25 protein-coding genes are annotated in these 23,553 nt (G+C 66.0%); 4 read left to right on the plus strand and 21 right to left on the minus strand.

Translation table 11 applies throughout. The features are described 5' to 3' along the window. Window positions 1-138 precede the first annotated feature (138 nt). The gene (phaR, locus tag Q9246_RS23435; RefSeq protein WP_306393500.1) at window positions 139-705 is read right to left on the minus strand and encodes a polyhydroxyalkanoate synthesis repressor PhaR; all 567 of its coding nucleotides are present in this window, start codon (window positions 703-705) and stop codon (window positions 139-141) included. Between the two features lie 193 nt (window positions 706-898). After that, window positions 899-2,647, minus strand: a complete 1,749-nt coding sequence (gene phaC / locus Q9246_RS23440) for a class I poly(R)-hydroxyalkanoic acid synthase (protein WP_306393502.1) — start codon at window positions 2,645-2,647, stop codon at window positions 899-901. Window positions 2,648-2,698: 51 nt separating this feature from the next. Here phaC and Q9246_RS23445 point away from each other — a divergent pair, with 51 nt between their 5' ends. After that, window positions 2,699-2,950: a hypothetical protein gene (locus tag Q9246_RS23445; protein WP_306393504.1), complete on the plus strand. Its 252-nt coding sequence runs from the start codon at window positions 2,699-2,701 to the stop codon at window positions 2,948-2,950. Window positions 2,951-2,976: 26 nt separating this feature from the next. Here Q9246_RS23445 and pgeF read toward each other — a convergent pair whose 3' ends face one another. After that, the gene (gene pgeF, locus Q9246_RS23450) at window positions 2,977-3,768 is read right to left on the minus strand and encodes a peptidoglycan editing factor PgeF (RefSeq protein WP_306393506.1); all 792 of its coding nucleotides are present in this window, start codon (window positions 3,766-3,768) and stop codon (window positions 2,977-2,979) included. Next, window positions 3,765-4,859, minus strand: coding sequence for an RluA family pseudouridine synthase (locus tag Q9246_RS23455; RefSeq protein WP_306393508.1), 1,095 nt, complete (start codon window positions 4,857-4,859; stop codon window positions 3,765-3,767). The genes pgeF and Q9246_RS23455 overlap by 4 nt, the downstream gene beginning before the upstream one ends. 64 nt (window positions 4,860-4,923) lie before the next feature. Here Q9246_RS23455 and Q9246_RS23460 point away from each other — a divergent pair, with 64 nt between their 5' ends. Then, window positions 4,924-5,829, plus strand: a complete 906-nt coding sequence (locus Q9246_RS23460; RefSeq protein ID WP_306393509.1) for an outer membrane protein assembly factor BamD — start codon at window positions 4,924-4,926, stop codon at window positions 5,827-5,829. A 39-nt stretch (window positions 5,830-5,868) separates the two neighbouring features. Here Q9246_RS23460 and yaaA read toward each other — a convergent pair whose 3' ends face one another. Next, the gene (gene yaaA, locus Q9246_RS23465) at window positions 5,869-6,639 is read right to left on the minus strand and encodes a peroxide stress protein YaaA (RefSeq protein WP_306393511.1); all 771 of its coding nucleotides are present in this window, start codon (window positions 6,637-6,639) and stop codon (window positions 5,869-5,871) included. A gap of 36 nt (window positions 6,640-6,675) precedes the next feature. Between yaaA and Q9246_RS23470 the strand changes: the two genes are divergently transcribed. Together Q9246_RS23470 and Q9246_RS23475 are read left to right on the plus strand one after the other, a co-directional pair. Further along, the gene (locus Q9246_RS23470) at window positions 6,676-7,131 is read left to right on the plus strand and encodes a putative toxin-antitoxin system toxin component, PIN family (protein WP_306393512.1); all 456 of its coding nucleotides are present in this window, start codon (window positions 6,676-6,678) and stop codon (window positions 7,129-7,131) included. A 22-nt stretch (window positions 7,132-7,153) separates the two neighbouring features. Then, window positions 7,154-8,311, plus strand: coding sequence for a pyridoxal phosphate-dependent aminotransferase (locus tag Q9246_RS23475; RefSeq protein ID WP_306393514.1), 1,158 nt, complete (start codon window positions 7,154-7,156; stop codon window positions 8,309-8,311). A gap of 9 nt (window positions 8,312-8,320) precedes the next feature. Here Q9246_RS23475 and Q9246_RS23480 read toward each other — a convergent pair whose 3' ends face one another. From Q9246_RS23480 to Q9246_RS23555, 16 genes are all read right to left on the minus strand, one after another. Further along, window positions 8,321-8,800, minus strand: coding sequence for a hypothetical protein (locus Q9246_RS23480; protein ID WP_306393515.1), 480 nt, complete (start codon window positions 8,798-8,800; stop codon window positions 8,321-8,323). 104 nt (window positions 8,801-8,904) lie between these two features. Further along, on the minus strand, window positions 8,905-10,236 hold the full coding sequence (gene paeA / locus Q9246_RS23485) for a polyamine export protein PaeA (protein WP_306393517.1): 1,332 nt from the start codon (window positions 10,234-10,236) through the stop codon (window positions 8,905-8,907). A 119-nt stretch (window positions 10,237-10,355) separates the two neighbouring features. Further along, complete coding sequence (locus Q9246_RS23490) at window positions 10,356-10,712, minus strand: translation initiation factor Sui1 (protein ID WP_306393518.1); 357 nt, start codon at window positions 10,710-10,712, stop codon at window positions 10,356-10,358. Beyond that, on the minus strand, window positions 10,702-10,887 hold the full coding sequence (locus Q9246_RS23495) for a type II toxin-antitoxin system antitoxin (protein ID WP_306393520.1): 186 nt from the start codon (window positions 10,885-10,887) through the stop codon (window positions 10,702-10,704). The genes Q9246_RS23490 and Q9246_RS23495 overlap by 11 nt, the downstream gene beginning before the upstream one ends. Window positions 10,888-10,897: 10 nt before the next feature. Then, window positions 10,898-11,794: an SPFH domain-containing protein gene (locus Q9246_RS23500; protein ID WP_306393523.1), complete on the minus strand. Its 897-nt coding sequence runs from the start codon at window positions 11,792-11,794 to the stop codon at window positions 10,898-10,900. 83 nt (window positions 11,795-11,877) lie between these two features. Next, a complete protein-coding gene (locus Q9246_RS23505; protein ID WP_306393526.1) occupies window positions 11,878-13,128 on the minus strand; it encodes a TonB C-terminal domain-containing protein in 1,251 nt (416 codons plus the stop codon). Window positions 13,129-13,190: 62 nt separating this feature from the next. Further along, window positions 13,191-14,213: a tetratricopeptide repeat protein gene (locus Q9246_RS23510; RefSeq protein WP_306393528.1), complete on the minus strand. Its 1,023-nt coding sequence runs from the start codon at window positions 14,211-14,213 to the stop codon at window positions 13,191-13,193. Continuing rightward, the gene (locus Q9246_RS23515) at window positions 14,210-15,100 is read right to left on the minus strand and encodes an ExeA family protein (RefSeq protein WP_306393530.1); all 891 of its coding nucleotides are present in this window, start codon (window positions 15,098-15,100) and stop codon (window positions 14,210-14,212) included. The genes Q9246_RS23510 and Q9246_RS23515 overlap by 4 nt, the downstream gene beginning before the upstream one ends. Beyond that, the gene (gene mshL, locus Q9246_RS23520; protein WP_306393531.1) at window positions 15,100-16,884 is read right to left on the minus strand and encodes a pilus (MSHA type) biogenesis protein MshL; all 1,785 of its coding nucleotides are present in this window, start codon (window positions 16,882-16,884) and stop codon (window positions 15,100-15,102) included. Before mshL ends, Q9246_RS23515 begins: the two co-directional genes overlap by 1 nt. A gap of 14 nt (window positions 16,885-16,898) precedes the next feature. Then, on the minus strand, window positions 16,899-17,249 hold the full coding sequence (locus Q9246_RS23525; RefSeq protein ID WP_306393532.1) for an MDR/zinc-dependent alcohol dehydrogenase-like family protein: 351 nt from the start codon (window positions 17,247-17,249) through the stop codon (window positions 16,899-16,901). After that, a complete protein-coding gene (gspM, locus tag Q9246_RS23530) occupies window positions 17,246-17,920 on the minus strand; it encodes a type II secretion system protein GspM (RefSeq protein ID WP_306393533.1) in 675 nt (224 codons plus the stop codon). Before gspM ends, Q9246_RS23525 begins: the two co-directional genes overlap by 4 nt. Beyond that, the gene (locus tag Q9246_RS23535; protein ID WP_306393534.1) at window positions 17,917-18,564 is read right to left on the minus strand and encodes a hypothetical protein; all 648 of its coding nucleotides are present in this window, start codon (window positions 18,562-18,564) and stop codon (window positions 17,917-17,919) included. Before Q9246_RS23535 ends, gspM begins: the two co-directional genes overlap by 4 nt. Further along, window positions 18,561-19,493: a type IV pilus biogenesis protein PilM gene (gene pilM, locus Q9246_RS23540; protein WP_306393535.1), complete on the minus strand. Its 933-nt coding sequence runs from the start codon at window positions 19,491-19,493 to the stop codon at window positions 18,561-18,563. Before pilM ends, Q9246_RS23535 begins: the two co-directional genes overlap by 4 nt. Window positions 19,494-19,687: 194 nt before the next feature. Continuing rightward, a complete protein-coding gene (locus Q9246_RS23545) occupies window positions 19,688-20,167 on the minus strand; it encodes a type II secretion system protein (protein ID WP_306393537.1) in 480 nt (159 codons plus the stop codon). 199 nt (window positions 20,168-20,366) lie between these two features. After that, the gene (locus tag Q9246_RS23550; protein WP_306393539.1) at window positions 20,367-21,605 is read right to left on the minus strand and encodes a type II secretion system F family protein; all 1,239 of its coding nucleotides are present in this window, start codon (window positions 21,603-21,605) and stop codon (window positions 20,367-20,369) included. Window positions 21,606-21,620: 15 nt separating this feature from the next. After that, window positions 21,621-23,324, minus strand: a complete 1,704-nt coding sequence (locus tag Q9246_RS23555) for a GspE/PulE family protein (RefSeq protein ID WP_306393541.1) — start codon at window positions 23,322-23,324, stop codon at window positions 21,621-21,623. Window positions 23,325-23,553 lie beyond the last annotated feature (229 nt).

Consider the following 23,553-nt stretch of genomic DNA (forward strand, 5'->3'; position numbering starts at 1 on the left):
TGGGCAATCCGCGATTGTACCTGAACCGGGTCCTGGAGTGGGACCCGTGGCGTTTGCACGTCGTTACCTCCACTGGAGGTAACGACTTCCCGCGAAGGCGGGAACCTAAGTCTGTTGCATACCGCTCGTGCAACGACTTTATTTCTTGTCGGTCGGCGGCGGCGTCATGCCCGGAAACGGAAACGCGCCGAACATTGCCTTGCTCTGGTTCTGCATCTGTTCCTGCATCTGCAGGAACAGGTTCTTGCTCTGGTCGATGTAGTTGTTCATCATGCCCTGCATCATCGGGCCCTGCACGTTCATGAACTGGGTCCACATCTCTGGGCTGAACGGCTTGCCTTCGAGGGCGCCAGCGGCATTGCTGGTGAATTTGTTCTGGATGTCGGTGAAGGCCTGGACGTTCTTTTCCAGGTAGGAACCCATCATGCCCTGCATCGCATGGCCGTAGTAGCGGATGATCTGGGCCAGGACCGAGCTCGAGAACATCGGCACGCCGTTGGCTTCTTCTTCGAGGATGATTTGCAACAGGATGCTGCGGGTCAGGTCTTCATTGCTCTTGGCGTCGACGACCGTGAACTCGTCCGCGTCGAGCACGAGCTGCTTGACGTCGGACAGCGTAATGTAGGAACTGGTCTGCGTGTCGTACAGGCGACGGTTCGGGTATTTCTTGATCAGGCGTTCCGTACTTTTCTTCACACTGCTCATCTCTCGTTCCATAGGTTGCGCCGCGGCTTCGTGAGCCACGTACTTAGAATTGTGCGCGCCGGCATGGCCGGTTCGTCTCCTGCCCATCCGTCACCATGTCGGTAATGGAGGGACAGAAGACACCATACCACGCAATTGATGCAGGTGCAGCAATTACCAGTTTAATCACTAGGCTAGCTTTTCTGTCAACTTATCAATCGGCGCGTGCCTTGACGTAGCGTCCGGGCGCCGCTTCTAGCACCGGGTATTGCGCATTGCCGGGCGTGGCCGGGGCCGGCACTTCCGCCCCACCATGTTCCGCCAGGAAGCCGGCCCAGGCCGGCCACCAGCTGCCCTTGTGCTCGACCGCGCCGTCGAACCAGGCCGCGTCGTTCTTCGGCCGCGCCTTGCCGCTCTTGTCGTTGACCCAGTAGCTGCGCTTGTTCTTGGCCGCTGGATTGATGACGCCGGCAATATGACCGGAGGCGCCCAGCACGAAACGGTTGGCCTTGGCGTTCTTCGGATTGAGCAGCCCCATCGAGGCGTAGGCCGCCTGCCATGGCACGATATGGTCTTCCTTCGAGCCATAGATGAATACCGGCGCGTCGATCTTGCCGAGGTCGACTGGCACGCCGCACACGGTCAGCGCCCCCGGCTTCCTGAGCTTGTTTTCGAGATAGGTATTGCGCAGGTACCAGCAGAACATCGGCCCCGGCAGGTTGGTGCTGTCGGCATTCCAGTACAGCAGGTCGAAGGCCGGCGGTTCCTTGCCCTTCAAGTAATTCTGCTGGACGTAATTCCACACCAGGTCGTTCGGCCGCAGGGACGAGAAGGTCGTCGCCAGGTCGCGCCCCGGCATCAGGCCGCCGCCGCCAAGGGTCTGCTCGCGCAGCGCCACCTGGGTCTCGTCGACGAACACGTCCAGCACGCCGGTGTCGGAAAAATCGAGCAAGGTGGTCAGCAGCGACAGGCTGGCCGCCGGCTGGCGGCCGCGCGCGGCCAGCACCGCCAGCGCGGTGGCGGCAATGGTGCCGCCGACGCAGAAACCGAACACATGGGCCTTGTCTTGCCCGGTGATTTCACCGACCACGTCGAGCGCGCGGATCGCGCCTTTCTCGACGTAATCGTCCCAGCCCAGATGCGCCTGGGTGCGGTCGGGATTGCGCCAGGACACCATGAACACCGTATTACCCTGCTCCACCACATAGCGCACCAGCGAATTCTCGGGCTGCAGGTCGAGGATGTAGAACTTGTTGATGCAGGGCGGGATCATGACCAGCGGCACGCTGCGCACGGTCGGCGTGGCCGGCGTGTACTGGATCAGCTGGAACAATTCGTTCTCGTAGACCACCTGGCCCGGCGTGTTGCCCACATTGCGGCCCACTTCGAACGCGGATTCGTCCGACTGCGAGATACGCCCCTTCTGCAGGTCGGCCAGCATATTCGCCATGCCCTTGCTCAGGCTTTCGCCCTTGGTGTCGATCATTTTCTTTTGCGCTTCAGGGTTCGTCGCAAAGAAATTGGCGGGCGACATGGCGTCAACCATTTGCTGCACCGCGAAACGAATTTTCTGGCGTTCGCGTGGACCGGCCTCGACCGCATCGGCAAGTGCCAGCAGGAATTCGGAATTCAACAGGTAAGAGGCGGCCGAGAACGCCGACATCGGATTCGCCGTCCATTCCGAGGCAGAGAAGCGCTTGTCATGCAGGGTCGGCGTCTTGCCCGAAATAAAATCTTGCCAGAGCTGGGCGCCCTTCTTGAGGTAATCGTCGCGGATCGACTCCAGCTTGCCCGGATCGATGCCGGCGCCGACATCCTTCAGGAAGCCGGCCAGCGGATTGGCGCCGGCGGCGGCAGGCGGCGGCGTCATCGGCGCCATCTTCATCCAGCCCTGCCAGGCAGTGGGATCGGTAAATTGGGACAACCAGGTTGCGGCAAAAGCTTGCGGGTCAGGCATGTTCATGTAGGCATCCGTTGTTAGAATCTCGTCTCTTCAACCAGGAAACAAAACATCATGTGGATCGTGGCCATAGCGTGGATATACGTCGTCGTGCTGATGGCGGCGACCGAACCGACCGTTGTCGGCGGCATCATGACCTTCGTTTTTTATTGCGCAGTGCCATTATCCATTCTTTTCTACCTGACTGGCGCAAAGCGGCGTCGGCAGCGTCGCCAACTGGCGGCGCAAGACCGAGACAAACCCGGAAACAAGGATGCGGCGGACGATGCCGCCGGGCCGTCAGCGAGCGATGGCGACGGCGACTGAGCAGTATCGGCCAGTCCGTCCCTTCGTCACTTGATCCAGATCAAGCTGGCCTGCCGGCCGGTGATGCCGTCGCGGCGATAGGAATAAAAGCGTTCCGGCGCGCTGGCCGTGCACAGGCCGCCGCCATGGACGCGTTCGACGCCATCCTGCGCCAGCATCAGGCGCGCCAGCGTGAACATATCGGCCAGGTATTTACCGGGACGGCCGGGGTAATCGCTGAAACAGGCGCGCGTGGTCGGGCCCGGAATGGCGGCCGCGAAGGCATCCACCACGTCCTGCCCTACCTCGAAGGCCTCCGGACCGATGGCCGGCCCCATCCAGGCCGTGATCTCGCCGGCGCCGGCTTCACGCATCGCCTTCACGGTGGCGCCCAGCACGCCGCCCGCCAGCCCGCGCCAGCCGGCGTGGGCCGCGCCCACCACCTTGCCGTCGAGGTCGGCGAACAGCACCGGCAGGCAATCGGCGGTCAGGATCGCGCACACCAGGCCCGGCGCGGTCGCGACGCTGGCGTCGCCGGTGCGCACCGGCTGGTCCGGCCCCACCGTGGCCGCGTCGACCACGGCAGCGCCATGCACCTGGGCGATCCAGGCCGGACGGCCCGGCACCCAGGCTTGCAGGGCTTCGCGGTTGGCGCGCACGGCATCGGGGTCATCGTTCACGTGCAGGCCCAGGTTCAGCCCGCCGCCGCCCCTGCCGTCGTCATACGGCCCGCCGCTGACGCCGCCGTCGCGGGCGGTGGCCAGCGCGCCGACCGACGCCGGCAAGTCCGGCCACGCGGGCCAGACCAGGTCGGCGGCGGCGAGTCCTGCCGGCGTCATACGCGGTAGGTGACGACGCCGTCGTCGTCATCCTCGTCGTCGATCTCGCTGCCGAAGTCGCCGTCCTGCGGCTCTTCGATGCCCGCCTGCGCGATCAGCGCGGCGAAATCGTCGGCCAGCGGCACGGTCCATTCGCATTGCTCGCCCGTGCCCGGATGCACCAGGCCGAGGCGGCGCGCCTGCAGCGCCTGGCGGTGGAACACCGGCGTCAGGTGGCGCTTGCCATACACCGCATCGCCCACCAACGCGAAGCCGAGCGACTGCATGTGGACGCGGATCTGGTGCGTGCGGCCGGTCTCGAGGCGGCAGCGCACCAGCGAGACCGGACGGCGATCGAGTTCGCCGGTGACAACGCGCTCGTAATGGGTGATCGCCGGCTTGGCGAACGGGCTGTTCGACACCGCCATCTTGACGCGGTCTTTCGCGTCGCGCCCCATCGGGCTGTCGATGGTGCCGGAAGCGCGCGGCGTGCCCCATACCAGCGCGAAGTATTCGCGCTTGACGGTGCGCGCCTGCAACTGGCGCACCAGGTCGGTCTGGGCGGCCAGGGTCTTGCCCACCACCATCAGGCCGCTGGTATCCTTGTCCAGGCGGTGCACGATGCCGGCGCGCGGCACGCCCACCAATTGCGGGCAGTGTTGCAGCAGGCCGTTGAGCAGGGTGCCGCTCCAGTTGCCCGAGCCGGGGTGCACGACCAGGCCGGCCGGCTTGTTGATGACGATGATGTCCTCGTCCTCGTGGACGATGTTCAGTTCCATCTGCTCGGGGGCAAATGCGGTGTCTTCGGGCGCCGCCTGCGGCTCGACGACGATGCTTTCGTCGCCATAGGCGGTGTCCTTGCCGCGCGCGGGCTTGCCGTCAACCGTGATGTGGCCGCTGTCGAACCATTGCTGCAGGCGGCTGCGCGAGAACTGGGGCACCAGGCCGGCCACCACTTTGTCGAGTCGCTGGCCGCAATGCTCCTCGCGCAGCGCCAGCGTGATCGGCGACAGGTCGATGCCGGGCGCGGGGGCGAACCCGGCTTCCAGTTCGTCGTCAAACTCAGGGTCAATAGGTAAATCCGCCGAATCCGGCGCAGAAGGTAATATCACGGGAGTCCCATCGGCTATAATCAGCCGTTCGTTGAATCTAGGTAAAACTTTTCTGCAAAAAGCTATGCAAAAAAAATTGTCTGTGTTGGTCGCTACTTGCGCCCTCGTCGGCCTCTCGGCATGCAGTGTTCTGCCGAAGCCCACCGACGAATCCAAAAACTGGTCGGCGGAGAAATTATACGCTGAGGCGCGCGAGGAGATGGCCGGCGGGCACTATGAAGCGGCAATTCCCCTGTTCCAGCGGCTCGAAACCAACTTCCCATTTGGCGTCTACGCAACGCAGGCCCAGATGGAGATCGCCTACGCCCACTACAAGGCGCAGGACCAGGCCGAGGCGCTGGCCGCCGTTGAACGCTTCATCAAGCTGCACCCGAACCACGCCCAGGTCGACTATATGTACTACCTGCGCGGCCTGATCAACTTCAACGACCAGCTCGGCTTCTTCAGCTTCATCTATGAGCAGGACCCGACCGAGCGCGACCCGCGCGCCACGCGCGAAGCCTTTGCCGCCTTCAAGGCACTGGTCGACAAGTTCCCGAACAGTAAATATGCGCAAGATTCGATCGAGCGCATGAGCTACCTGATCAATGCAATGGCGCAGTACGAAGTGCACGTGGCGAACTATTACTATCGCCGCGGCTCCTATCTGGCCGCGCTCAATCGCGCCCAGGATGCGGTCACCAACTACACCGATGCGCCGGCGCGCGAAGAAGCGCTGTTCATCATGATGCGCAGCTACGACAAGCTCGGCATGCCGCTGCTGCGCGACGATACCCAGCGCGTATTCCTGCTGAACTACCCGGACAGCTATTTCCTGAATCCGGGTGCGCGGGGCGATGCGGCGTGGTGGAAGTTCTGGGCCAGCAACGATAACAAGCGCCCGAGTCCGAACCTGCGCGCCGAAGCGCCATGGTGGAAGTTCTGGGCCAAGAGCGGCCCGCGGCCATCGCCGAAGGACGCGGTGGAGTAAGGACAACCGGCGCCTGAGGCGCCGGTTACGCTTTACGGGTCAGGCTTCCACGCGGCGGCGGAACACCCAGCTGTTGCCGCTCGACGCGCTGGCGTCATGGGCATAACCGTCGACGTCGAATTCCTTCAACTGCTCGGGGTCGGTAATGCCCTTGTCGGTCGCATAGCGCGCCATCATGCCGCGGGCGCGCTTGGCGAAGAACGAGATGATCTTGTACTGGCCGTTCTTCCAGTCCTGGAATACTGGCTCGATCACCGGGGCATCCAGCAGCTTTGGCTTGACCGACCTGAAATATTCGGTCGAGGCCAGGTTGACCAACGCGGTCGATTTGGTCTCGGCCAGCTGGCGGTTCAGCGCCTCGGTAATGGTCGCGCCCCAGAACGCATACAAGTCCTTGCCGCCCGGGTTCGCCAGCTTGGTGCCCATTTCCAGGCGATACGGATGCATCTGGTCCAGTGGACGCAGCAGGCCGTACAGGCCGGACAGGATGCGCACGTGGCGCTGGGCATAGTTGATCCCTTTGGCATCCAGGCCAGGCGCATCGAAACCGGTGTAGACGTCGCCGTTGAACGACATGATGGCAGGGCGCGCCTCGGAGTGATCGCGCTCCCAGTGAGCGTAACGGCCGACGTTGAGCACCGACAGTGCATCCGACAGGTGCATCAGCTCGCCGATCTGGGCCGGCGAATAGTCGCGCAGCACCGCGATCAGACTACTTGCCTGTGCGATGAACTCGGGAGTGGTATGTTGCTTCGTAGTCAGGGGCGATTCGAGATCGAGGGACTTGGCGGGAGACAGGACAATCAGCATGAACGACCAAAAATTTTCCAAGAATAAACAAGCACCATGATAACCGTTCCAGCAAAACCCATCGTCATCGACACCAATGTCCTGCTCGACCTGTTCGTGTTCCACGACCCGCGCTGGGCCGAGCTGCTTGCCGCCATCGAAGCGAAACAGGTCGATGCGATCACGCGCGCCGAGTGCCGCGACGAATACCTGGCCGTGCTGCGCTACCCGCACCTGCCGCTCGACGAGGCGGGCCGCGAACAGGCGGCGGCGCGCTTCGACGCCCTGCTGCGCCTGGTGGCGCCGGACGCGAAACCCATCCGCCTGCCGGTCTGCACCGATCGCGACGACCAGAAATTCCTGGAGCTGGCGCGCGACGCCGGCGCCTCGATCCTGATCAGCAAGGACAAGGCCTTGCTCAAGCTGGGCCGCAAGACGGCGCAGGCCGGCCTGTTCCGCATCATGCTGCCCGAAGCCTGGCTCAAGGCCAGGGCCGAAGGCACGCTAGAATAGGCTTTTTGCCTGAAGAGCATCCATGAGCACTCCTTCCCTGGTTTCCCGCCTGCCCCAAGTGGGCACCACCGTGTTCACCCAGATGTCGCAACTGGCGCTCGAGCATGGCGCCGTCAACCTCGGCCAGGGCTTCCCCGACTTCGCCTGCGACCCGAAGCTGGTCGACCTGGTGAGCGAGGCGATGCGCGCCGGGCATAACCAGTACGCGCCCATGACCGGCCTGCCGGCGCTGCGCGAAGCGATCGCCGCCAGGATCGAGGCGACATACGGCCACCGCTACGATCCCGCCACCGAGATCACCGTCACGGTCGGCGCCAGCCAGGCGATCCAGTCGGCGATCCTGGCCGTGGTGCATCCGGGCGACGAAGTGATCGTCATCGAGCCGGCCTACGACTGCTATGCGCCGGCGATCGCGCTCGGCGGCGGCGTGGTGGTGCCGGTGGCGATGCGGGTCGATGCCGCCGGCTACAGCGTGCCGTGGGATGCCGTGCGCGCGGCCGTCACGCCGCGCACCCGCATGATCGTGGTGAACACCCCGCACAACCCGACCGGCACCATCCTGCGCCAGGCCGACCTCGATGCGCTGGCGGCGATCGTCGACGGCAGCCAGATCCTGGTCCTGGCCGACGAGGTATACGAGCACATGGTGTACGACGGCGAGCCGCATGCGTCGCTGTCGCGCCACCCGGTGCTGGCCGAACGCGCCTTCGTGGTGTCGAGCTTCGGCAAGGCCTTCCACGTCACCGGCTGGAAGGTCGGCCACGTGGCGGCGCCGGCGTCCATGATGGTCGAATTCCGCAAGGTCCACCAGTACAACGTGTTCAGCGTCGCCACGCCGCTGCAGCACGCCATCGCGGCCTATCTGGCCGACCCGGCGCCGTGGCGCGACCTGCCCGCCTTCTACCAGGCCAAGCGCGACCTGTTCCGCGCCGGGCTGGCCGGTTCGCGCTTCACGCTCTTGCCGTCGGACGGCACGTACTTCCAGTGCGTGCGCTACGACGCGGTCTCGGATCTGCCAGAGGTGGACTTCGCCAAATGGCTCACCACCGAGATCAAGGTGGCGGCGATTCCGGTGTCGGTGTTCTACAGCCGGCCGACCGAATCGAAGGTGGTGCGCTTCTGCTTCGCCAAGAAGGACGAGACGCTGCAACTGGCGCTGGAGCGTCTCGCGCGCCTGTAGATCCGCGAATCAATGCTGGTAGCGCCCCTGTTTGGTGGCCATCGTCACGATGGCCGCGCCGGCGGCGACGATCAGCGCGTCCTCGATCAAGCCGCTGCGGGTCTGGCCGATGCGCGCCATCGCCTGCTTGCGGCCGGCCAGCGTCAGGTAGGCCAGCGGCACGGCGGTGGCGACGGCGGCCGCTGCGCCGGCCTTTTCGCGTCCATGGGGCGCCAGCGCCGCGCCGGCGATCCCCGCGCTCATCACCCGCGCCAGCAAGCCCAGGAACACGGTGCGGTCCGGCGCGCTTTTCATCTTGTCGCCGAACAGCTCGCCGACGCCCATCGCCAGCGCGCCATATTTAAAAGTGGGACGGTCCAGCAGGAACAGTTCGCCCGAGGTGCCGCGTCCGGCGAGGCGCGCGGTGGCGATGGTGGCCATGGGCGTCATCGAGCGCGCACTGGCGACGGCGCCGATCAGGATGGAAGACAGCAGATTACGGATGGACATATTGTTGGGCTCCTGGTGGGTTGGCGGCCCGCTTCCATGAGCGAGCCGGACCGGTTCAGGCTACCAAAGCGCGCGATATATTGACGCACGACTCGACAATGGCATCAGTCGGTGAGTGAGTCCACTGCCAGCGACGCCGTGTCGCTGCGCTCCAGGCGCTTGACCAGCAGCTGGTCGATCCGGTAGTGGTCGACGTCGACCACCTCGAAGCGCATGCCCTCGTACTCGACGCTATCGGTCGGCTTGGGCACCTTGCGCAGCATGTACATCATGAAGCCGGCCGCCGTCTCGTAGCGTTCTTCCTCGGGCAGCGACTGCAGGTCGAGCACCCGCTTCATGTCGGCCACCGGCGTGCTGCCCTCGATCAGCCACGAGCCGTCGTCGCGCTGCATGGTCTGCTGGTCGGCCTCCTGCGGGCTGCCCCAGCGGCCCATGACGGTCACCATGATGTCGCTCAGCGTGATGACGCCGACCACAAAGGCATACTCGTTGATCACGATGGCGAAGGTTTCCTTGCTCGACCTGAAGCGGTCGAGCATCTCGGACAGCGTCAGCGTATCGGGGATGATCAGCACCGTGCGGATCGTCGATTCGCTCAGCTGGAATTTCGACTGTTTGCCCAGCAGGCGCACCAGGATGTCGCGGGTATCGACGTAGCCGACCACGCGGTCGATCACGCCGTCGCAGACCGGGAACTTCGACAGCGAGTGATTGGCGATCTTCTGGCGGATGCTTTCCTCGGGTTCGCCCAGGTCGAAGAACACGACGTTCTCGCGGGTGGTCATGGTCGAGGTGACCGTGCGCGACTCCAGTTCGAACACGTTCTCGATGAAGTGCTGCTCCTGCTTCTGCAGCACGCCGGCCTGGGCGCCGGCCTCCACCACCGCCGAGATCTCGTCGAAGGTGATGCGGTCTTCGCGCGTCATGTCGACCCCGAACAGGCGGAACAGCATATTGGCGATCTTGTTCAGCGCCCACGAGAATGGCCTGAACAGGCGGATGACGAACAGCACCGGGCGGATCACGGCCATCGCCGTGGCCTCGGGCGCGATCATCGCCAGGCGCTTGGGCATCAGGTCCGAGAACAGCACGAACAGGGTCGTGACGAACACGAAGGACAGGGCGAAGGCCACGTTTTCGCGGCCCGGGCCGCTGTAGAACAGCGACAGCCAGTCCAGGAAGAACGGCCGCAAGGCGCCCTCGCCCAGGATGCCGCCGAGGATGGCGATGGCGTTCAGGCCGAGCTGCGAGGCGGCGAAGAAGTCGGCCGACTGGGCCTGCAGCGCCATCACCTTGCGGGCGCGCTCGTCGCCCGCCTCGGCCAGCAGTTTGAGCTTGATCTTGCGTGCGCCCGCGAGCGCGATCTCGGTGAGAGACAGGAAGCCGGCCGCCAGCACCAGGAGCGCCAGCACGGCCAGATGTTCGAACAGGTTCATGGGACACCCGGGATTATTCTTGGGTCATTCGACCGGGAACGTTGACCGGCACACTGTCGCGCACCGGGAAACCTTGTCACTCTAGCATATCCGGCGCCGGCTTTGCGGCCGCCGGCACGTCAGCCGCCGGCGCGCTTCGGGTCGTGACCGAGCTTGCGCAGGGTCTCCATCACCAGTTCGCAATGGTCGCCCTGGATTTCGATCACGCCATTCTTGACCGTGCCGCCCGAACCGCAGGCAGTGCGCAACTGCTTGCCCAGCAGCGCCAGCGCGACCGGGTCGAGCGCGACGCCCTTGACCAGGGTGACGGTCTTGCCGCCGCGGCCCTTCGACTGGCGCGACACCTTGACATTGCCGTCGCCCTTTGGAACCGCCTGCGCCGCACAGCCGCAGGCCGCCACCGGCTGGCGGCAATCGGGACACATGCGGCCACCATCGGTCGAATAGACCAGGCCGCCGCTCGTACTACGTTTCATCGTTACTGCCCTTCGATTCCTTGATCTTCACGCCGCGACGGGCCAGGCTTTCCTGCAGCAGGAACTCGATTTCCGCGTTCACGCTGCGCAGGTCGCGCGCGGCCAGGCGCTGCAGTTCTTCCCACAGCGCCGGGTCTATCCTCAGCGGAAACGCTTTTTTACCGGGGCTTGCCATGCTCGCCAGACTAGTTGTACAGGGTGCCCGTGTTCACGATCGGCTGGGTTTCCTTGTCCGAGCAGAGCACCACGAGCAGGTTGCTGACCATCGCCGCCTTGCGTTCATCGTCCAGTTCGACGATGCCGCGCTCGGACAGGCCCTTCAGCGCCGTTTCCACCATGCTCACCGCGCCATGCACGATCTTGGAACGGGCGCTGATGATCGCTTCCGCCTGCTGGCGCCGCAGCATGACTTGCGCAATCTCGGCGGCGTAGGCCAGGTGCGTCAGTTTAGCATCCAGCACTTCCACGCCCGCCGCCTCGAAGCGCGCCTGCAATTCGCGCCTGAGCGCGTCGGCCACCACGTCCATGCCGGCGCGCAGCGTGGTCTCGCCGTCGGGCAGGTCTTCGCCCTCGTCGTAGGCATATTGCGAGGCCAGGTGGCGCAGCGCGGCCTCGGCCTGGATCGCCACGTAGCGCTCGAAATCGTCGACCTCGAACACGGCCTGGGCGGTGTCGCGCACGCGCCAGACGACCGCCGCGCTGATCTCGACCGGGTTGCCGCGCTTGTCGTTGACCTTGAGCGTCGGCGCGTTGAAATTGCGGGCGCGCAGCGACAGCCGGCGCTTGACGTAGAACGGCAGCGCCCAGCGCAGGCCTTCGCTGCGGTCGGTGCCGATGTACTTGCCGAACAGGGTCAGGATCGCGCTCTCGTTCGGCTGCAGCATGTAGAGCCCAGCCAGGCACAACGTGCCGAGCAGCGCCAGGAGCACGCCGCCGACCAGGAAGGCCAGGCCGTTCGGTCCGTCCGCCATCTTCTTGAACAGGTAGAGGGCGCCCAGCAGCAGGATGAAACCGCCACCGGCCGCCAGGTAGCCGTTCGCCGACGAAAACGCCGACTCGCGGCGCGTATGTGCTGCATGCATGGTGGACTCCCCTCAGGTAAGTTACATCAAAGTGATATCACTTTAGGATCACCAAAGGTTCTTGTCAAGCAATTAGATGATGATTATTGCAAGCGCACGGCGACGTCGAACAGCCAGGTGCGGCGGATCTCGACCACGTCGTACTGGCGCGCCAGCGCGGGAGGGAAAGGACCGAACGGCGCCTGGCTCGCGATGATGCGGCGGATGCCGTCGTCGATCGCCGGGACGCCACTCGATTTCTCGAAGGTGACCTTTTCCACCGAGCCGTCGGCGCGCACCGCGATGGTCACGACCGGCTCGCCATGCGGCTGCTTTAGCGCCTCGCGCACCATGTCCAGGGTCTGGTTCAACTCGATCTTGCGGCCCATCGCCTGCGCATACTGGACCAGGTCTTGGTTGGAATCGGCGCGCCCGAACAGCCAGCCGCGCCGCAGGCCACTGACCGTGGGCTGGGGCGGGCCAGGTGGCGTACCGACGCCTTCACGCGCGAGCTGCTGGCCGATCGCGCGCAGCCGCTCCTCGCGCGACGTCGGCGGCGCGGCCGGGACTGGAGCAGCCGGCGCCGCCTGCAGCGCCAGTCTTTCCCGCTCCTGCCGGGCCTGTTCCTGCCTGGCCTGTTCCTGCCTGGCCTGTTCCTGCCTGGCTTGCTCTTGCCTGGCCTGTTCCTGTCTTGCCTGCTCCTGCCTGGCCTGTTCCAGTTCCTGCCTGGCCTGCTCCTGTCGCGCAAGCTCCTGCCGCGCCGCTTCCTGGCGCTCCGCTTCCAGCCGGGATGCTTCCTCCTGCCGCGCCAGCGCGTCGCGCCTGGCCTGCTCTTCCCGTTCCGCTGCGAGTTGCGCCTGGCGCGCCTGTTCGCGCCGTTCGGCGGCGATACGATCCGCCTCCACGCGCAGGTTTTCTTCGCGCGCGGCCTGTTCGCGCGCCAGTGCGATCAATTCGCGCTCTTGCAAGCGGGCTGCATCGTCCGGTTCCTGCTTCGGTGCGGGAGGAGTCTCGGCCACGACGTCTTCCTTCGGCGCCTCGACCACGGCAGTCTTCATTGGTGCAGTGGCAGGCGGCAAGGGTTGCGGTGCTGGCGGCGGCGCCGGCTTCGGCAGCGGCCTGGCATGCGGTTCGGGCGCCGCAACGGCCGGCGCCGGCGGCTGCGCCAGCACCACCTGCAGATCGGCGGCAGCCAGCCGGCGTTCTTCCCACGGGAAGCGCAGGCCGGAAAGACCGAACACCTCGCCCTCGATCGGGACGCTCAGGAGCAGGACGTGCAGCAGCACCGACAGCACCAGTGCGATGCGCAAGCGCCAGGGCGCGGCTGGTGGTGTGTACTGCGTCGATGTGGCCACGTGGTTTTGCAAAAGATGCCAGGGAAATAACGAACCCGGCGATGCTATCACAACGGCCGTGCTCAGCGTCCGAGTTGCCTCAGCCTGCGCTCGACGAAGGCCGCCAGCTCGGGCGACAAGGTCGCGCTGGCCTGCGCCTGCCGGAACGCCGCCACCGCTTCGGCATCGCGCTTCTCGGCCTGCAGCGAGATGCCGAGGCCCATCCACCACACGCCATTGCCCGGATTGGCGCGCAGCGCCTCCTGGTAATGCCCGGCCGCCTCGCGATGACGCGCTTCGCGCTGCAGCACACCGGCCAGGAAGGCATGGTAGTCGCCATTGCCGGCCGCATGGGGCAAGGTGCGCGTCAAGGTCTCGAGCGCGGGACCGCCCTGCTCCAGCTGCAGGCGCGCCAGCAGCATCGCCAGCGACGGCTGGCGCGCATCGAGCGCCAGCGCCACCTGCAGCTGGCGCATCGCGTCATCCGTCCGCCCGGCCTCGATCAGCAGTCCCACCAGGGTCTGGCGCGAAGGTTCATGACGCGGGTCGAGCTTGAGCGCGGCCTGCAGGGTCGCGATGGCTTCGGTGACGCGGCCATCCTCGAGCACCAGCAGTGCGCGCCGGTAGGCGTTCTCGGTGCGCTGCGTCGCGGTCTCGGTGCGGCCGTCCGCGACCGCGGGCGCCGCCTGCTTGCGCGGCGCGGGCGCGACCCTGGCGGGTTCGCGCACCGCTTCCGTGCGTGGCGCCGGAGGGGCCGGTTCGGGTGCAGGCTGTGGCGCGGCGGGTGGCGGCGGCGGCGCGGGCGGCGCGACCTCGGCCACCGGAACCACTGTCGGCGACACGGGCGCCGGCGCCGGCGCCGGTACCGGTGCAGGTGCGGGTGCCGGCGCGGATGCGACCACCGGCGCCGGCGGCTCGCCTTTCATGCGCCAGCCGACCAGGCCGGCCACAGCGACCACCGCCAGGGCCCCGCCGGCCAAGGCGCCGCGCAGCCATGGGCGCGGATCGCGCGCCGGCGGCAGGCGCACGTCGGCGGGCAGCGGCGCGGCGCCTGGCTGGCCGGCGCGGGCGTCGAGGTCCTGCAGCATCTTGTTAATGAGGCTCATAGCGCGAACGCCCACGCCAGGCCGGCCGCCGCGGCGGCGACCACGGCGCCACCAGCGAGCCAGATGCGGATGGTGCGCGTGACACCGACCGTATCGCGCGCGGCGATCGCGACATGGCTGCCCACCACCTGCTGCTTGCCCTGGCCGTAGCTGAGCATCAGCGCCTTGTGCGCCATGATGTTGACCAGCCGCGGCACGCCCCCGCTGGCCTTGTACAGGCTGCGGATGGCGGCGCCGGTGAACAGGCGCGCGCCGGTGAAGCCGGCCACGCGCAGCCGGTGCGCGACATAGAAATCGAGGTCGTCGCGGCTCAGCGGACCGAGATGGTAGTGAAACGTGATGCGCTGGGCGAGCTGGCGGATCGAATCGAGTTCGAGCTTGCGGTTCAATTCCGGCTGGCCGAACAGCACGATTTGAAGCAGCTTGCGCTTCTCGGTCTCGAGATTGGTCAGCAGGCGCAGCGCTTCCAGGCTCTCGACCGGGATCGCCTGCGCCTCGTCCAGGCACAACACCACCCGCTGCCCCGCGCGCGCCAGGTGCAGCAGGCGCAGGTTGATCGCCTTGAGCAACTGGTGCTGGTCGACGTCGCGCTCGAGCGCGATCTCGAGTTCGTCGGCCAGCGCCAGCATCAGGGTGCGCGGCTCCAGGTAGGGATTCGGGATATAGGCGGTGACGAAGCCCTCGCCCAGGGTGGCCATGAACTTGCGGCACAATAGCGTCTTGCCGGTGCCGACCTCGCCGGTGATCTTGATGAAGCCTTCGCCGGCGCGCGCCGCCACCAGCAGGGTGTTCAGCGCTTCCTGCGAACGCGGGCTGCCGAAGAAGAAGCTGGTGTCGGGCGTGATCCCGAACGGCAGCTCGCGCAGGCCGAAGTGCGCCGCGTACATCAGTCACGCCCCCGGATACGCGGGTCGAGCTGTTCGATACGGCGGCCGGCGTCGAGCATGTCCTGGCTCCAGTCGCTCGCCCCTTCGACGATGGTGGGCTTGATCAGCACCACCAGCTCGCGCTTCTGGCTCACGCGGTTCTTGTTGCGGAACAGCTGGCCCAGCAGCGGGATCTTGTCGGCGCCGGGCAACTGGTCGGTGTCGCCGCTCGAGGCTTGCCGCATCAGGCCGCCGATCGCGACCACCTGGCCGTCGCGGCCGCGCACGATGCTGTCCAGCTCCGAGGTGCTCGACGCCGCCAGCGGCAGGCGCAGGGTACCGCCCGACCCGAGGTCGACGTCCTTGTTGACGGTCGATACCTGGCTCACCGATGGGTGCACGTGCAGCAGGATGTTACCCTTGTCGTCGATCTGCGGCGTCACGTCCAGCACTACGCCCGAGAAAAAGGGCTGCACCGTCACGGTCGGGCTGACGATGGTGCTGTTGTTGGTGGTGTTGATGTTGTTGGTGATGCCGGTGACGAAGAATTCGTCGGTGCCGATCTTGAGCACGGCCTTCTGGTTGTTGACCGCCGCGATGCGGGGGCTCGACAGCACGTGCACGCTGCCCTGCGATTCCAGGAAGGTGATCAGGGCCGCGAAATTATTGGTCTGGAAGGCGAAGCCGAACAGCGAACCGGCCGCGCTGGCCGCGTTCGACAGCGAGAAGCCGGTGCTGGCCGCCAGGCCCTGGCCGTTGTTGATCACGGCCGGCTGGCCGCCGCCGTACGGCAGCGGCGCCAGGTTGGCGCCGGGCGAGATCATGCCGCCCGAGACGCGGTTGGCGGTGCCGCCGCGGAACGAGGCGAACGAGGCCCAGTTGATGCCGCTCTGGTAGCTGTCGCTCAGCTCCACCTCGAGGATCTTCGCTTCCAGGATCACCTGGCGGTCGACCGACAGCTGGGTCGCCTTCAGGTAGGCGTCGACGTTGCGCAGTTCGTCGGGCATCGCGCGGATCACCAGCACGCCGGACTGCGGGCTGACCACCACGCTGCGGCCGCCGTCGAGCGTGCCGACGATGGCGACGATCGACTCCTTCAGGTCTTTCCAGAAGTCGTTGTCGGACAGGGTCTGGACGTCGGTGCTGTTGAGCTGGCGCTGGCCGTTCTGGCCAGTGCCGTCCTGGCCGTTCTGCCCATTCTGGCCGCCCTGGTTGCCGAAACCCTGGCCCCCGCCGTTGTTGCCGTTATTGTTGTTATTGTTGTTGCCGGCGTCCGCGACCGAGGTCGAGGACACGCGCGTGTTCGACATGCCGCGCCGGTGCGCGGTCAGGTAGTTTACCTGGAACATGCGGGTCTGCATGGTCAGCGGGCGGATGCTGATGCGCGCGCCGTCGATCCTGTAGTCGTAGCCGTACATGTCGCGCACCGCTTCGAGCGTCTCGACCAGGGTCACGTCCTTCAGGTTGGCGCTGATGGTGCCGCTCACGTCCGGGTGCACCAGCATATTGTAGCGGGTGCCGGCCACGATCGAGCGGAAGAACTGCTGCGCCGGCACGTTGTTGAAGGCGACGTTGAAGCGCTCCTCGAGCGCCGGCCGCGCCTTCGGCAACTGGCTGGCCAGGCTTGCCGCCGGCGGTAGCAGCGCATTGGCCACCGCGTCGTCGACCGCCGGCCGCGGGGCCGGCTGGGCATTGGCCTTCGCCATCTCCTGGCTGATGGCGTCATAGGTCGCGTTCGGCGGCGCGCTCTGGCAAGCGGCCAGCAGCAGCGCCAGCGCGCACGGGATGAATACATGCTTGTTCATGGCGGCCTTCCGGGTCATTTGGCGGCCCGGGTCATGCCCGGCAGCGGCGCGTCCAGGCGCAGCACCTGGCGTTCGCCGCCGCGTACCAGCACCACCTCGTCGGCCCCGACGCGCGCCACGCGCGCCCCCTTGAAAGTCTCACCCAGGCGCACCGTCTCGCCATCGATGACGGCGACGTGGCGGCCGCCCGCATGGCGCGCGATCAGCACCGATTGCAGGCGCGGGCCGTCGTCCACCGCGCCGGTGTCGAACGCGCCGCGCTCCATGCCGGCCGGCGGGCGGGTCGGGTCGGGCAGTGCCTGCGCGGATGCGGGCAAATGGGCCAGCGCCAGGCAGGCCAGCAGGGTGACACTCAGGTTCTTCACAGCTTCATCCATTGTCGGTCCAGGCTCAGGGTATGCAGGGTGAGCGTCAGGCGCGCGGCGGGATACTCCTCCACGTCGAGCTGGGCGCGGCCCCAGAACATCCGGGTCGGCATCGCATCGAGTGCGCTCATGTAGTCGACCATGTCGAGATAGTTGCCGCGCACCGTGACTTCGATGCCGTGGCGGTACAGCAAAGGCGCGGCGGCGGTGGCGGCCGGCGCGGCGGACGCCGCCGCCTCCGGTCCCGCCAGCGGTTCCACCGGCAGGGTGCGCATCGACACCAGCTTGAGGCGTCCATTGGCGCGCAGGATGCCGTCGACCAGGGGCCCCATGCGCTCGGGCGGCACCAGGCCGTGCTGGATCGCCAGCAGCTGGTCGCCAAGCTGGCCCATCTCCTGGCGCAGTCCGTTCAGGCGGTTGCGCGCCTCGGCGTCGGGGTCGACATGGAACGCCTGCACGCGGCTGGCGATGGCCTCGTCGATGGCCGCCATCTCGGTGCGCTGCTGGGCGATCTGGCTGCGCAGCGCCTCCTGCTCCGCTTCCAGCGGCGCCAGCAGCAGCGCGTGGCCGGCGAAGGCCAGCAGCGCGCAGGCGGCCAGGCACACCATGGCGCGCTCGCGCAGCGACAGCGCGTCGATACGCGCGCGTAGTTGCAGGATGCGCTCTTTCATCGGCCCGGCTCCGCGGCCACCGATTGCAGGCTGAATTCGATATATGGCGCCGGGCGCGTGGCCAGCTTGCCCTCGGCGTCCTGCACCTGCAAGGGCGCGGCCTCGCCGATCTGCAGGCTGGCGAAGGTCTTACCCTGCATCAGCGGTTCGTGGGTCAGGCGGTTCAGGTAGCCCGGCACCATGGCCGGGTCGAGCGTACGGCCCTTGATGCCGATCTGCGCGCCGCCGGCGCCGACCGTGACGCCGGTCAGCCACAGGCCTTGCATGCCCTGGCGCGCCAGCGCCTTGAAATAGCCGGCGAAGCCGCTGGTGTCGCCCAGTTCGCCGCGCGACAGCGCGCCCGAGATGTGGCGCATGGCGGCCAGCTGGGCGTTGGCCTCGGCCAGCTGGGCAGCCAGCGCCGCGTCCTTCTGGCGCGGCACGAACTCGCGGTTGGCGCTCGCCAGGCGTGCCTGGCGCTGTTCGAGCTGGGCGGCGCCGCTGCCGGCCTGTTGCCGCAGTTCGGCGGTTTCCATGCGGCCCAGCACGGCCAGGATGGCGAGGCCGGCGACCACTGCCCCCAGGGCCAGCGCGATGGTGGCGCTCGAGAGGATCTGTTTCTGCGGCTGGAAGGCCGGATTGAACAGGTTGATCTGCTGCTTCATGCGCCCTCGCCTTCGCGCAGCGCGGCGCCGATCGCCAAAAAGAAACGCTGTTGCTGCGCCAGGTCCGCCAGCTCCGGCGTGCGCGACAGGTCGAACAGCGTGGCCAGGTCGAGCGTCTCGACCGGCGTGTACAGGTTGCTCGACAGGTACTCGTCCAGGCCGCTCACGGGCGATGGGCCCAGCACCAGCTTGGCGATGCTGATGAAGGAATACTGGCGCTCGAAATGGTCCAGCGAGCGCTGCAGCTCGAGGGTGATCTTGTCGAAGCTCTGGTGCTTGCGCTCGTGGTCCGGCTCGAGCAGCTGGGCCAGCGTGACGTCGAAGCGGCGCGACAGGTACAGCTCGCCGCGGTAGGACACCGTCAGCAGGCCGCCGTCGTCGCCGAACGACAACATGGCGACGCCGCGGCCCTCGGGTTCCAGCATGGCCGAGATATTGCGCTGGGCCATCTCCGGGATGTCGATCGCGTGCAGGTCGACCTTGGCGTCGAGGAACAGCTTCTGGCGCGGCTGGATCACGCCATTCTTTGCGGCGACCACGAACAGCGATTGCTGGGCGCGCGAGTTGGCGTCGAGCGGGATGTCGAGCACGTCGATGGTGGCTTCGAGCACCGGGAAATCGAGGATGTCCTTCAGGCGCCAGCGCACCGCCGTCTTCATTTCCTCACGCGGGACATTCGGGGCCTCGACGTTGAGGATCTGGTATTCGCCGCCGGCCAGCAAGGCGGTACAGTGGCGCAGCGGCGCCTTGCATTCGCGCGCGGCCTTCTCGAGCGCCTCGACCCCGATCGATCCAGGCAGGAGTTGCGCCAGGCGCAACTGCGGCCGGGCGCCATCCTGGCGCTTGACGCTTGCCAGCGTCATGCCGTCACGGGCAAGCGCCACGGTCAGCCAGCCATCCCTTTTTTTTGCTTTCTTAAACAAACGCATGCAAGCCGTTTTGGTGATCGAACATTGTCGGGTCCTAAGGACTTGATTATAGACAAGACCCACAGGCAGGAATCACAAAAAGTCGCCGATTCGGTAAAAGTTGTTCATGGAGTGTGGCCTGGCGACACAGCGCCCAGCCCGTTCATAAACAAAGGGCGCTGCAAGCGCAGCGCCCTTCATGCATCAGGCGAGACTTATTCGCACTTGAGGTTGTTGGCGAGCGCGATCACCGGCGCGGCATCGGCGCTGGCTGGCTCGGTATAGGTCACGTGGCAGGTGGTTGCCAGGGCCGACGGCACGCTTTTCGGCGTGATCTTCAGCACGGTGCCTTCGTCGGCGATCGTGTAGTCGTCGGCGCCCAGTCCGGCGGCGGCGGCCAGTTGGGTGCTCGCGTTCGCGTAGCCGGTCGTTCCCATCGGGACGTTGATGCCGCCTTCCACCGTGAAGGCGCCATTCTGCGGATTCGGGTTGATCAGGGCGCGGCCATGCAGCATGGCCGAGGTCGACGACAGCGAACCCTTGACCGCGTTCAGGGTGGCGATGCGCGCATCGCCGCTCAGGCCGGAAAACTTCGGCAAGGCAGTCGCTGCCAGGATGCCCAGGATGACGATCACGACGATCAGTTCGATCAGGGTGAAACCACTCTGCGCTTTCTTGTTGAAACTGGTTTTCATTCTTCTTTCTCCGTTACGATGATGGGGACGAGTGGCCGTCCTGCTGGGTGTTGCATTGCTGAATGATTCTACCGTGAGATTGTGCAATTTTGATGTCTTGGCGGCAAACGTATCGCTTTAAAGCAATCTTTCATTGATGAAATTTTAAGTTTGGTCATACGGATGCGTACTTTTCACAACACTGCCTGCCTGCCGCGCCTCATTTCGTGTGCAGCGCCGCCTGTCCCAGGTCCCAGATCGGCAAGAAAATCCCCAGCGCCAGCACCAGCACCATTGCGCCCAGGAAGGAAATCAGGATCGGCTCGATCTGGCTCGACAGCGTCTTGAGTTCGTAGTCCACCTCGCGCTCGTACATCTGCGCGATCTCGTCCATCAAGTCGTCGATGGCGCCGGTCTCTTCGCCCACCGCGATCATCTGCAGCACGATCGGGGTAAACACATTGGCCGCGGTCGAGGTGCGCAGGATGCTGTCGCCGCGCTCGACGCCGTCGCGCATCTGCTCGATGCGCGAACTCAGGTAGGCATTGTCGGCGGTCTGCGATACCACGGTCAGCGCATGCACGATCGGCACGCCGCTGCGCAGCGATAGCGCGAAGCTGCGCGCGAAGCGCGCCATGGTGCCCTTGTGGAGGATCTTGCCGGCGATCGGCAGGCGCAGCTTGTAGCGATCCCAGGCCAGGCGCCCCTTCAGCGTGCGGGTCCAGGCACGAAAGCCGAACCAGCCGAGCAGCGCACTTCCCGCCAGCGCCGGCCACCAGGTGATGGTGAAGGCGGATGTCGCCAGCAGGATGCGCGTCATCAGCGGCAGCTCGGCGCCGAAGGACTTGAACACGGTGGCGAATTGCGGGATGACGAAGATGTTGACGACCACCATGGCGATGATCATCGCGACCACCACGAAGCCCGGATAGCGCAGCGCCGTCTTGACCCGCTCGCGCATGTCGCGGTCGAATTCCAGGTGGTCGAACAGGCGCAGGAACACTTCTTCCAGGCGGCCAGTCATCTCGCCCACCTTCACCATCGACAGGTAGAACGGCGTGAAGCACTGCGGATGGCGCATCATCGCGGCCGATAGTTCACGGCCGGCGTCGAGCGACTCGCGCAAGTCCTTGATCACGCGCCCGAACGCCGGGCTGATGGCCGACTCCTGCAGCCCGGCCAGGCCGCGCATGATCGGCACGCCCGATTTCAGCAGCGTATACAGCTGGCGGCTGAACAGTTGCACGTCCATCGAGGTCACCTTCTTCTCGAACAGGCGCTGGCGCCAACCGAGGCCGGTGCCGGTGCCGGTCGAGGCCTTGCTGGTGACGCTGATGTCGAGCGGCGTGACGCCGCTGCCCAGCAGCAGGTCGGCCACGGCCGCACTGTCGGCGCCTTCCAGCACGCCCTGCGTCAATTCGCCGCGTCCGTTGCGGCCCTTGTAGGCGAAATATGGCATGGCTCAGTCCCGGTCTCAGTCGTCGGCCTGGTTACTGATCCGCATCGCCTCGGCGATCGTCGAGCGTCCCTGCACCGCCAGCGCCACGGCGTGGCGGCGCATGGTCGCGCCGCGCATCTCGGCCTGGGCCGCCTTGAGGAAGTGGCCGGGATCCGGATGGTTGACGGCGTCGAGCACGGGCCGCGTCATCTCCAGCAGTTCATAGACGCCGGTGCGGCCGCGATAGCCGGTGCCGTTGCAGTGCGAGCAGCCCTTGCCGTGATGGAAGCGCGTGGTCGCGGCATGCTCGCCCAGTTCGGCGCGCAGCCAGTCGATTTCGTTGGCGGCCGGCTGGTAGTCCACCGTGCAGCTCTCGCAGATCACGCGCACCAGGCGCTGTGCCAGCACCGCCTGCAGCGAGCCGCTGACCATATAGCGCGGCACGCCCATGTCCATCAGGCGCAGCGGCGTGCTGGCGGCATCGTTGGTGTGCAGGGTCGACAGCACCAGGTGGCCCGTCATCGCGGCGCGCAGGCCGATGGAGGCGGTTTCCTGGTCGCGCATCTCGCCCACCAGCACGATGTCTGGGTCTTGCCGCAGCGCCGAGCGCAGCACGCGCGCGAAGGTCAGCTCGATCTTGTCGTTGACCTGCACCTGGTTGATGCCGGACAGCCGGTATTCGACCGGGTCCTCGACCGTGATCAGCTTCTTCTCGACCGAGTTCAGCTCGGACAGGGCGCTGTACAGGGTCGTGGTCTTGCCGCTGCCGGTGGGCCCGGTCACCAGCACCAGGCCGTTGGGGCGGGCGACGATAGCGCGGAAGCGCTCGACCAGGCGCGCCGGCATGCCGATCGCATCCAGCCGCAAATTGGCGCCGACCTGGTTCAGCAGACGCATGACGACCGATTCGCCGTACTGGGTCGGCATGGTCGAGATACGCACGTCGATGCGCTGGTTGCGCACCTTGACCGCGAAGCGGCCGTCCTGCGGCAGGCGCTTCTCGGAGATGTCGAGGTCGGCCATCAGCTTGAGGCGCAGCGCCAGCGGCGTGGCCACCTTGAGGTCGGCCTCGGTCTGCAGGTGCAGCACGCCGTCGATGCGGAAGCGGATCTGCAGCCGGCCGTCCTGCGGCTCGATGTGGATGTCCGAGGCGCGCACCTGGGCCGCGTCGTCGAATACCGACTGCAGCAGCTTGACGATCGGCGCTTCCTCGAGCCCCGGATTGGCGGCCAGCGCGCCGAAGTCGATCGAGGCGTCGCCCAGGTCGGCCTCGACCTCGCGCGCCAGGCCGGTGATCTCGCCGGTGCGGCGGTAGATGCGGTCGATCGCGCCCAGCACCTCGGTCTCGTTGACCACTGCCAGCTCGATGCCTTTCTTGAGCAGGCGCGCGATCTCGTCGTAGGCGAACAGGTCGGTCGGGTCGGAGACGCCGACCAGCATCGTCTCCCTGCGGTCTTCCAGCACCAGCGCGCGGAAGCGCCGCGCCGCCGTCTCGGGCAGCAGGCGCACCAGGTCGGCATTGATATTGTAGAACTTGAGGTTCAGGTAGGGGATATCGAGCTGGCGCGCCAGGGCGCCCGAGATCTGGTCTTCGGTGACGAAGCCGCTCTCGACGAACACGCGGCCCAGCTTGCGGCCGGTGCGCTTCTGGTCGGCCAGCGCCTGCTGAAGTTGTTCTTCGCTCAACAGTTTCTGTTGCATCAGCACTTCGCCGAGCCGGACTTTCTCAGGCCTTGCCATATTACCCCTTGGGTTATTTCTTGCAGCACAGATTCTAATGCCTAGAGGAACAATAGTGACTATCAGCATCATAGTGGAATGAAATTGTGTCTCGGTTTTGCCGCGCCAGCGCCACCAGCAGGTAACAATCGATCAACTACCAACCGTTTTTCGCCTTTCCATAAAGGCAAATATGGCTGTGATGTCATGTTGCGGGAGAAAGACGTTCGTCAGGCCGCATGCCGCGCGC

Origin of the sequence: Telluria beijingensis (assembly GCF_030770395.1) — a bacterium.
GTDB lineage: Bacteria > Pseudomonadota > Gammaproteobacteria > Burkholderiales > Burkholderiaceae_D > Telluria > Telluria beijingensis.

Excerpts from the sequence above, each read along its gene's own strand:
- Q9246_RS23480 (WP_306393515.1), bottom strand. The coding sequence starts at position 8,800 with ATGTCCATCCGTAATCTGCTGTCTTCCATCCTGATCGGCGCCGTCGCC.
- Q9246_RS23515 (WP_306393530.1), bottom strand. The coding sequence starts at position 15,100 with ATGTACGCGGCGCACTTCGGCCTGCGCGAGCTGCCGTTCGGGATCACG.
- Q9246_RS23475 (WP_306393514.1), top strand. The coding sequence starts at position 7,154 with ATGAGCACTCCTTCCCTGGTTTCCCGCCTGCCCCAAGTGGGCACCACC.
- Q9246_RS23445 (WP_306393504.1), top strand. The coding sequence starts at position 2,699 with ATGTGGATCGTGGCCATAGCGTGGATATACGTCGTCGTGCTGATGGCG.
- paeA (WP_306393517.1), bottom strand. The coding sequence starts at position 10,236 with ATGAACCTGTTCGAACATCTGGCCGTGCTGGCGCTCCTGGTGCTGGCG.
- pgeF (WP_306393506.1), bottom strand. The coding sequence starts at position 3,768 with ATGACGCCGGCAGGACTCGCCGCCGCCGACCTGGTCTGGCCCGCGTGG.
- Q9246_RS23535 (WP_306393534.1), bottom strand. The coding sequence starts at position 18,564 with ATGAAGCAGCAGATCAACCTGTTCAATCCGGCCTTCCAGCCGCAGAAA.
- Q9246_RS23555 (WP_306393541.1), bottom strand. The coding sequence starts at position 23,324 with ATGGCAAGGCCTGAGAAAGTCCGGCTCGGCGAAGTGCTGATGCAACAG.
- phaR (WP_306393500.1), bottom strand. The coding sequence starts at position 705 with ATGAGCAGTGTGAAGAAAAGTACGGAACGCCTGATCAAGAAATACCCG.
- yaaA (WP_306393511.1), bottom strand. The coding sequence starts at position 6,639 with ATGCTGATTGTCCTGTCTCCCGCCAAGTCCCTCGATCTCGAATCGCCC.
- Q9246_RS23470 (WP_306393512.1), top strand. The coding sequence starts at position 6,676 with ATGATAACCGTTCCAGCAAAACCCATCGTCATCGACACCAATGTCCTG.
- Q9246_RS23460 (WP_306393509.1), top strand. The coding sequence starts at position 4,924 with ATGCAAAAAAAATTGTCTGTGTTGGTCGCTACTTGCGCCCTCGTCGGC.
- mshL (WP_306393531.1), bottom strand. The coding sequence starts at position 16,884 with ATGAACAAGCATGTATTCATCCCGTGCGCGCTGGCGCTGCTGCTGGCC.
- Q9246_RS23490 (WP_306393518.1), bottom strand. The coding sequence starts at position 10,712 with ATGAAACGTAGTACGAGCGGCGGCCTGGTCTATTCGACCGATGGTGGC.
- Q9246_RS23500 (WP_306393523.1), bottom strand. The coding sequence starts at position 11,794 with ATGCATGCAGCACATACGCGCCGCGAGTCGGCGTTTTCGTCGGCGAAC.
- Q9246_RS23510 (WP_306393528.1), bottom strand. The coding sequence starts at position 14,213 with ATGAGCCTCATTAACAAGATGCTGCAGGACCTCGACGCCCGCGCCGGC.
- Q9246_RS23545 (WP_306393537.1), bottom strand. The coding sequence starts at position 20,167 with ATGAAAACCAGTTTCAACAAGAAAGCGCAGAGTGGTTTCACCCTGATC.
- gspM (WP_306393533.1), bottom strand. The coding sequence starts at position 17,920 with ATGAAAGAGCGCATCCTGCAACTACGCGCGCGTATCGACGCGCTGTCG.
- Q9246_RS23550 (WP_306393539.1), bottom strand. The coding sequence starts at position 21,605 with ATGCCATATTTCGCCTACAAGGGCCGCAACGGACGCGGCGAATTGACG.
- Q9246_RS23495 (WP_306393520.1), bottom strand. The coding sequence starts at position 10,887 with ATGGCAAGCCCCGGTAAAAAAGCGTTTCCGCTGAGGATAGACCCGGCG.
- pilM (WP_306393535.1), bottom strand. The coding sequence starts at position 19,493 with ATGCGTTTGTTTAAGAAAGCAAAAAAAAGGGATGGCTGGCTGACCGTG.
- phaC (WP_306393502.1), bottom strand. The coding sequence starts at position 2,647 with ATGAACATGCCTGACCCGCAAGCTTTTGCCGCAACCTGGTTGTCCCAA.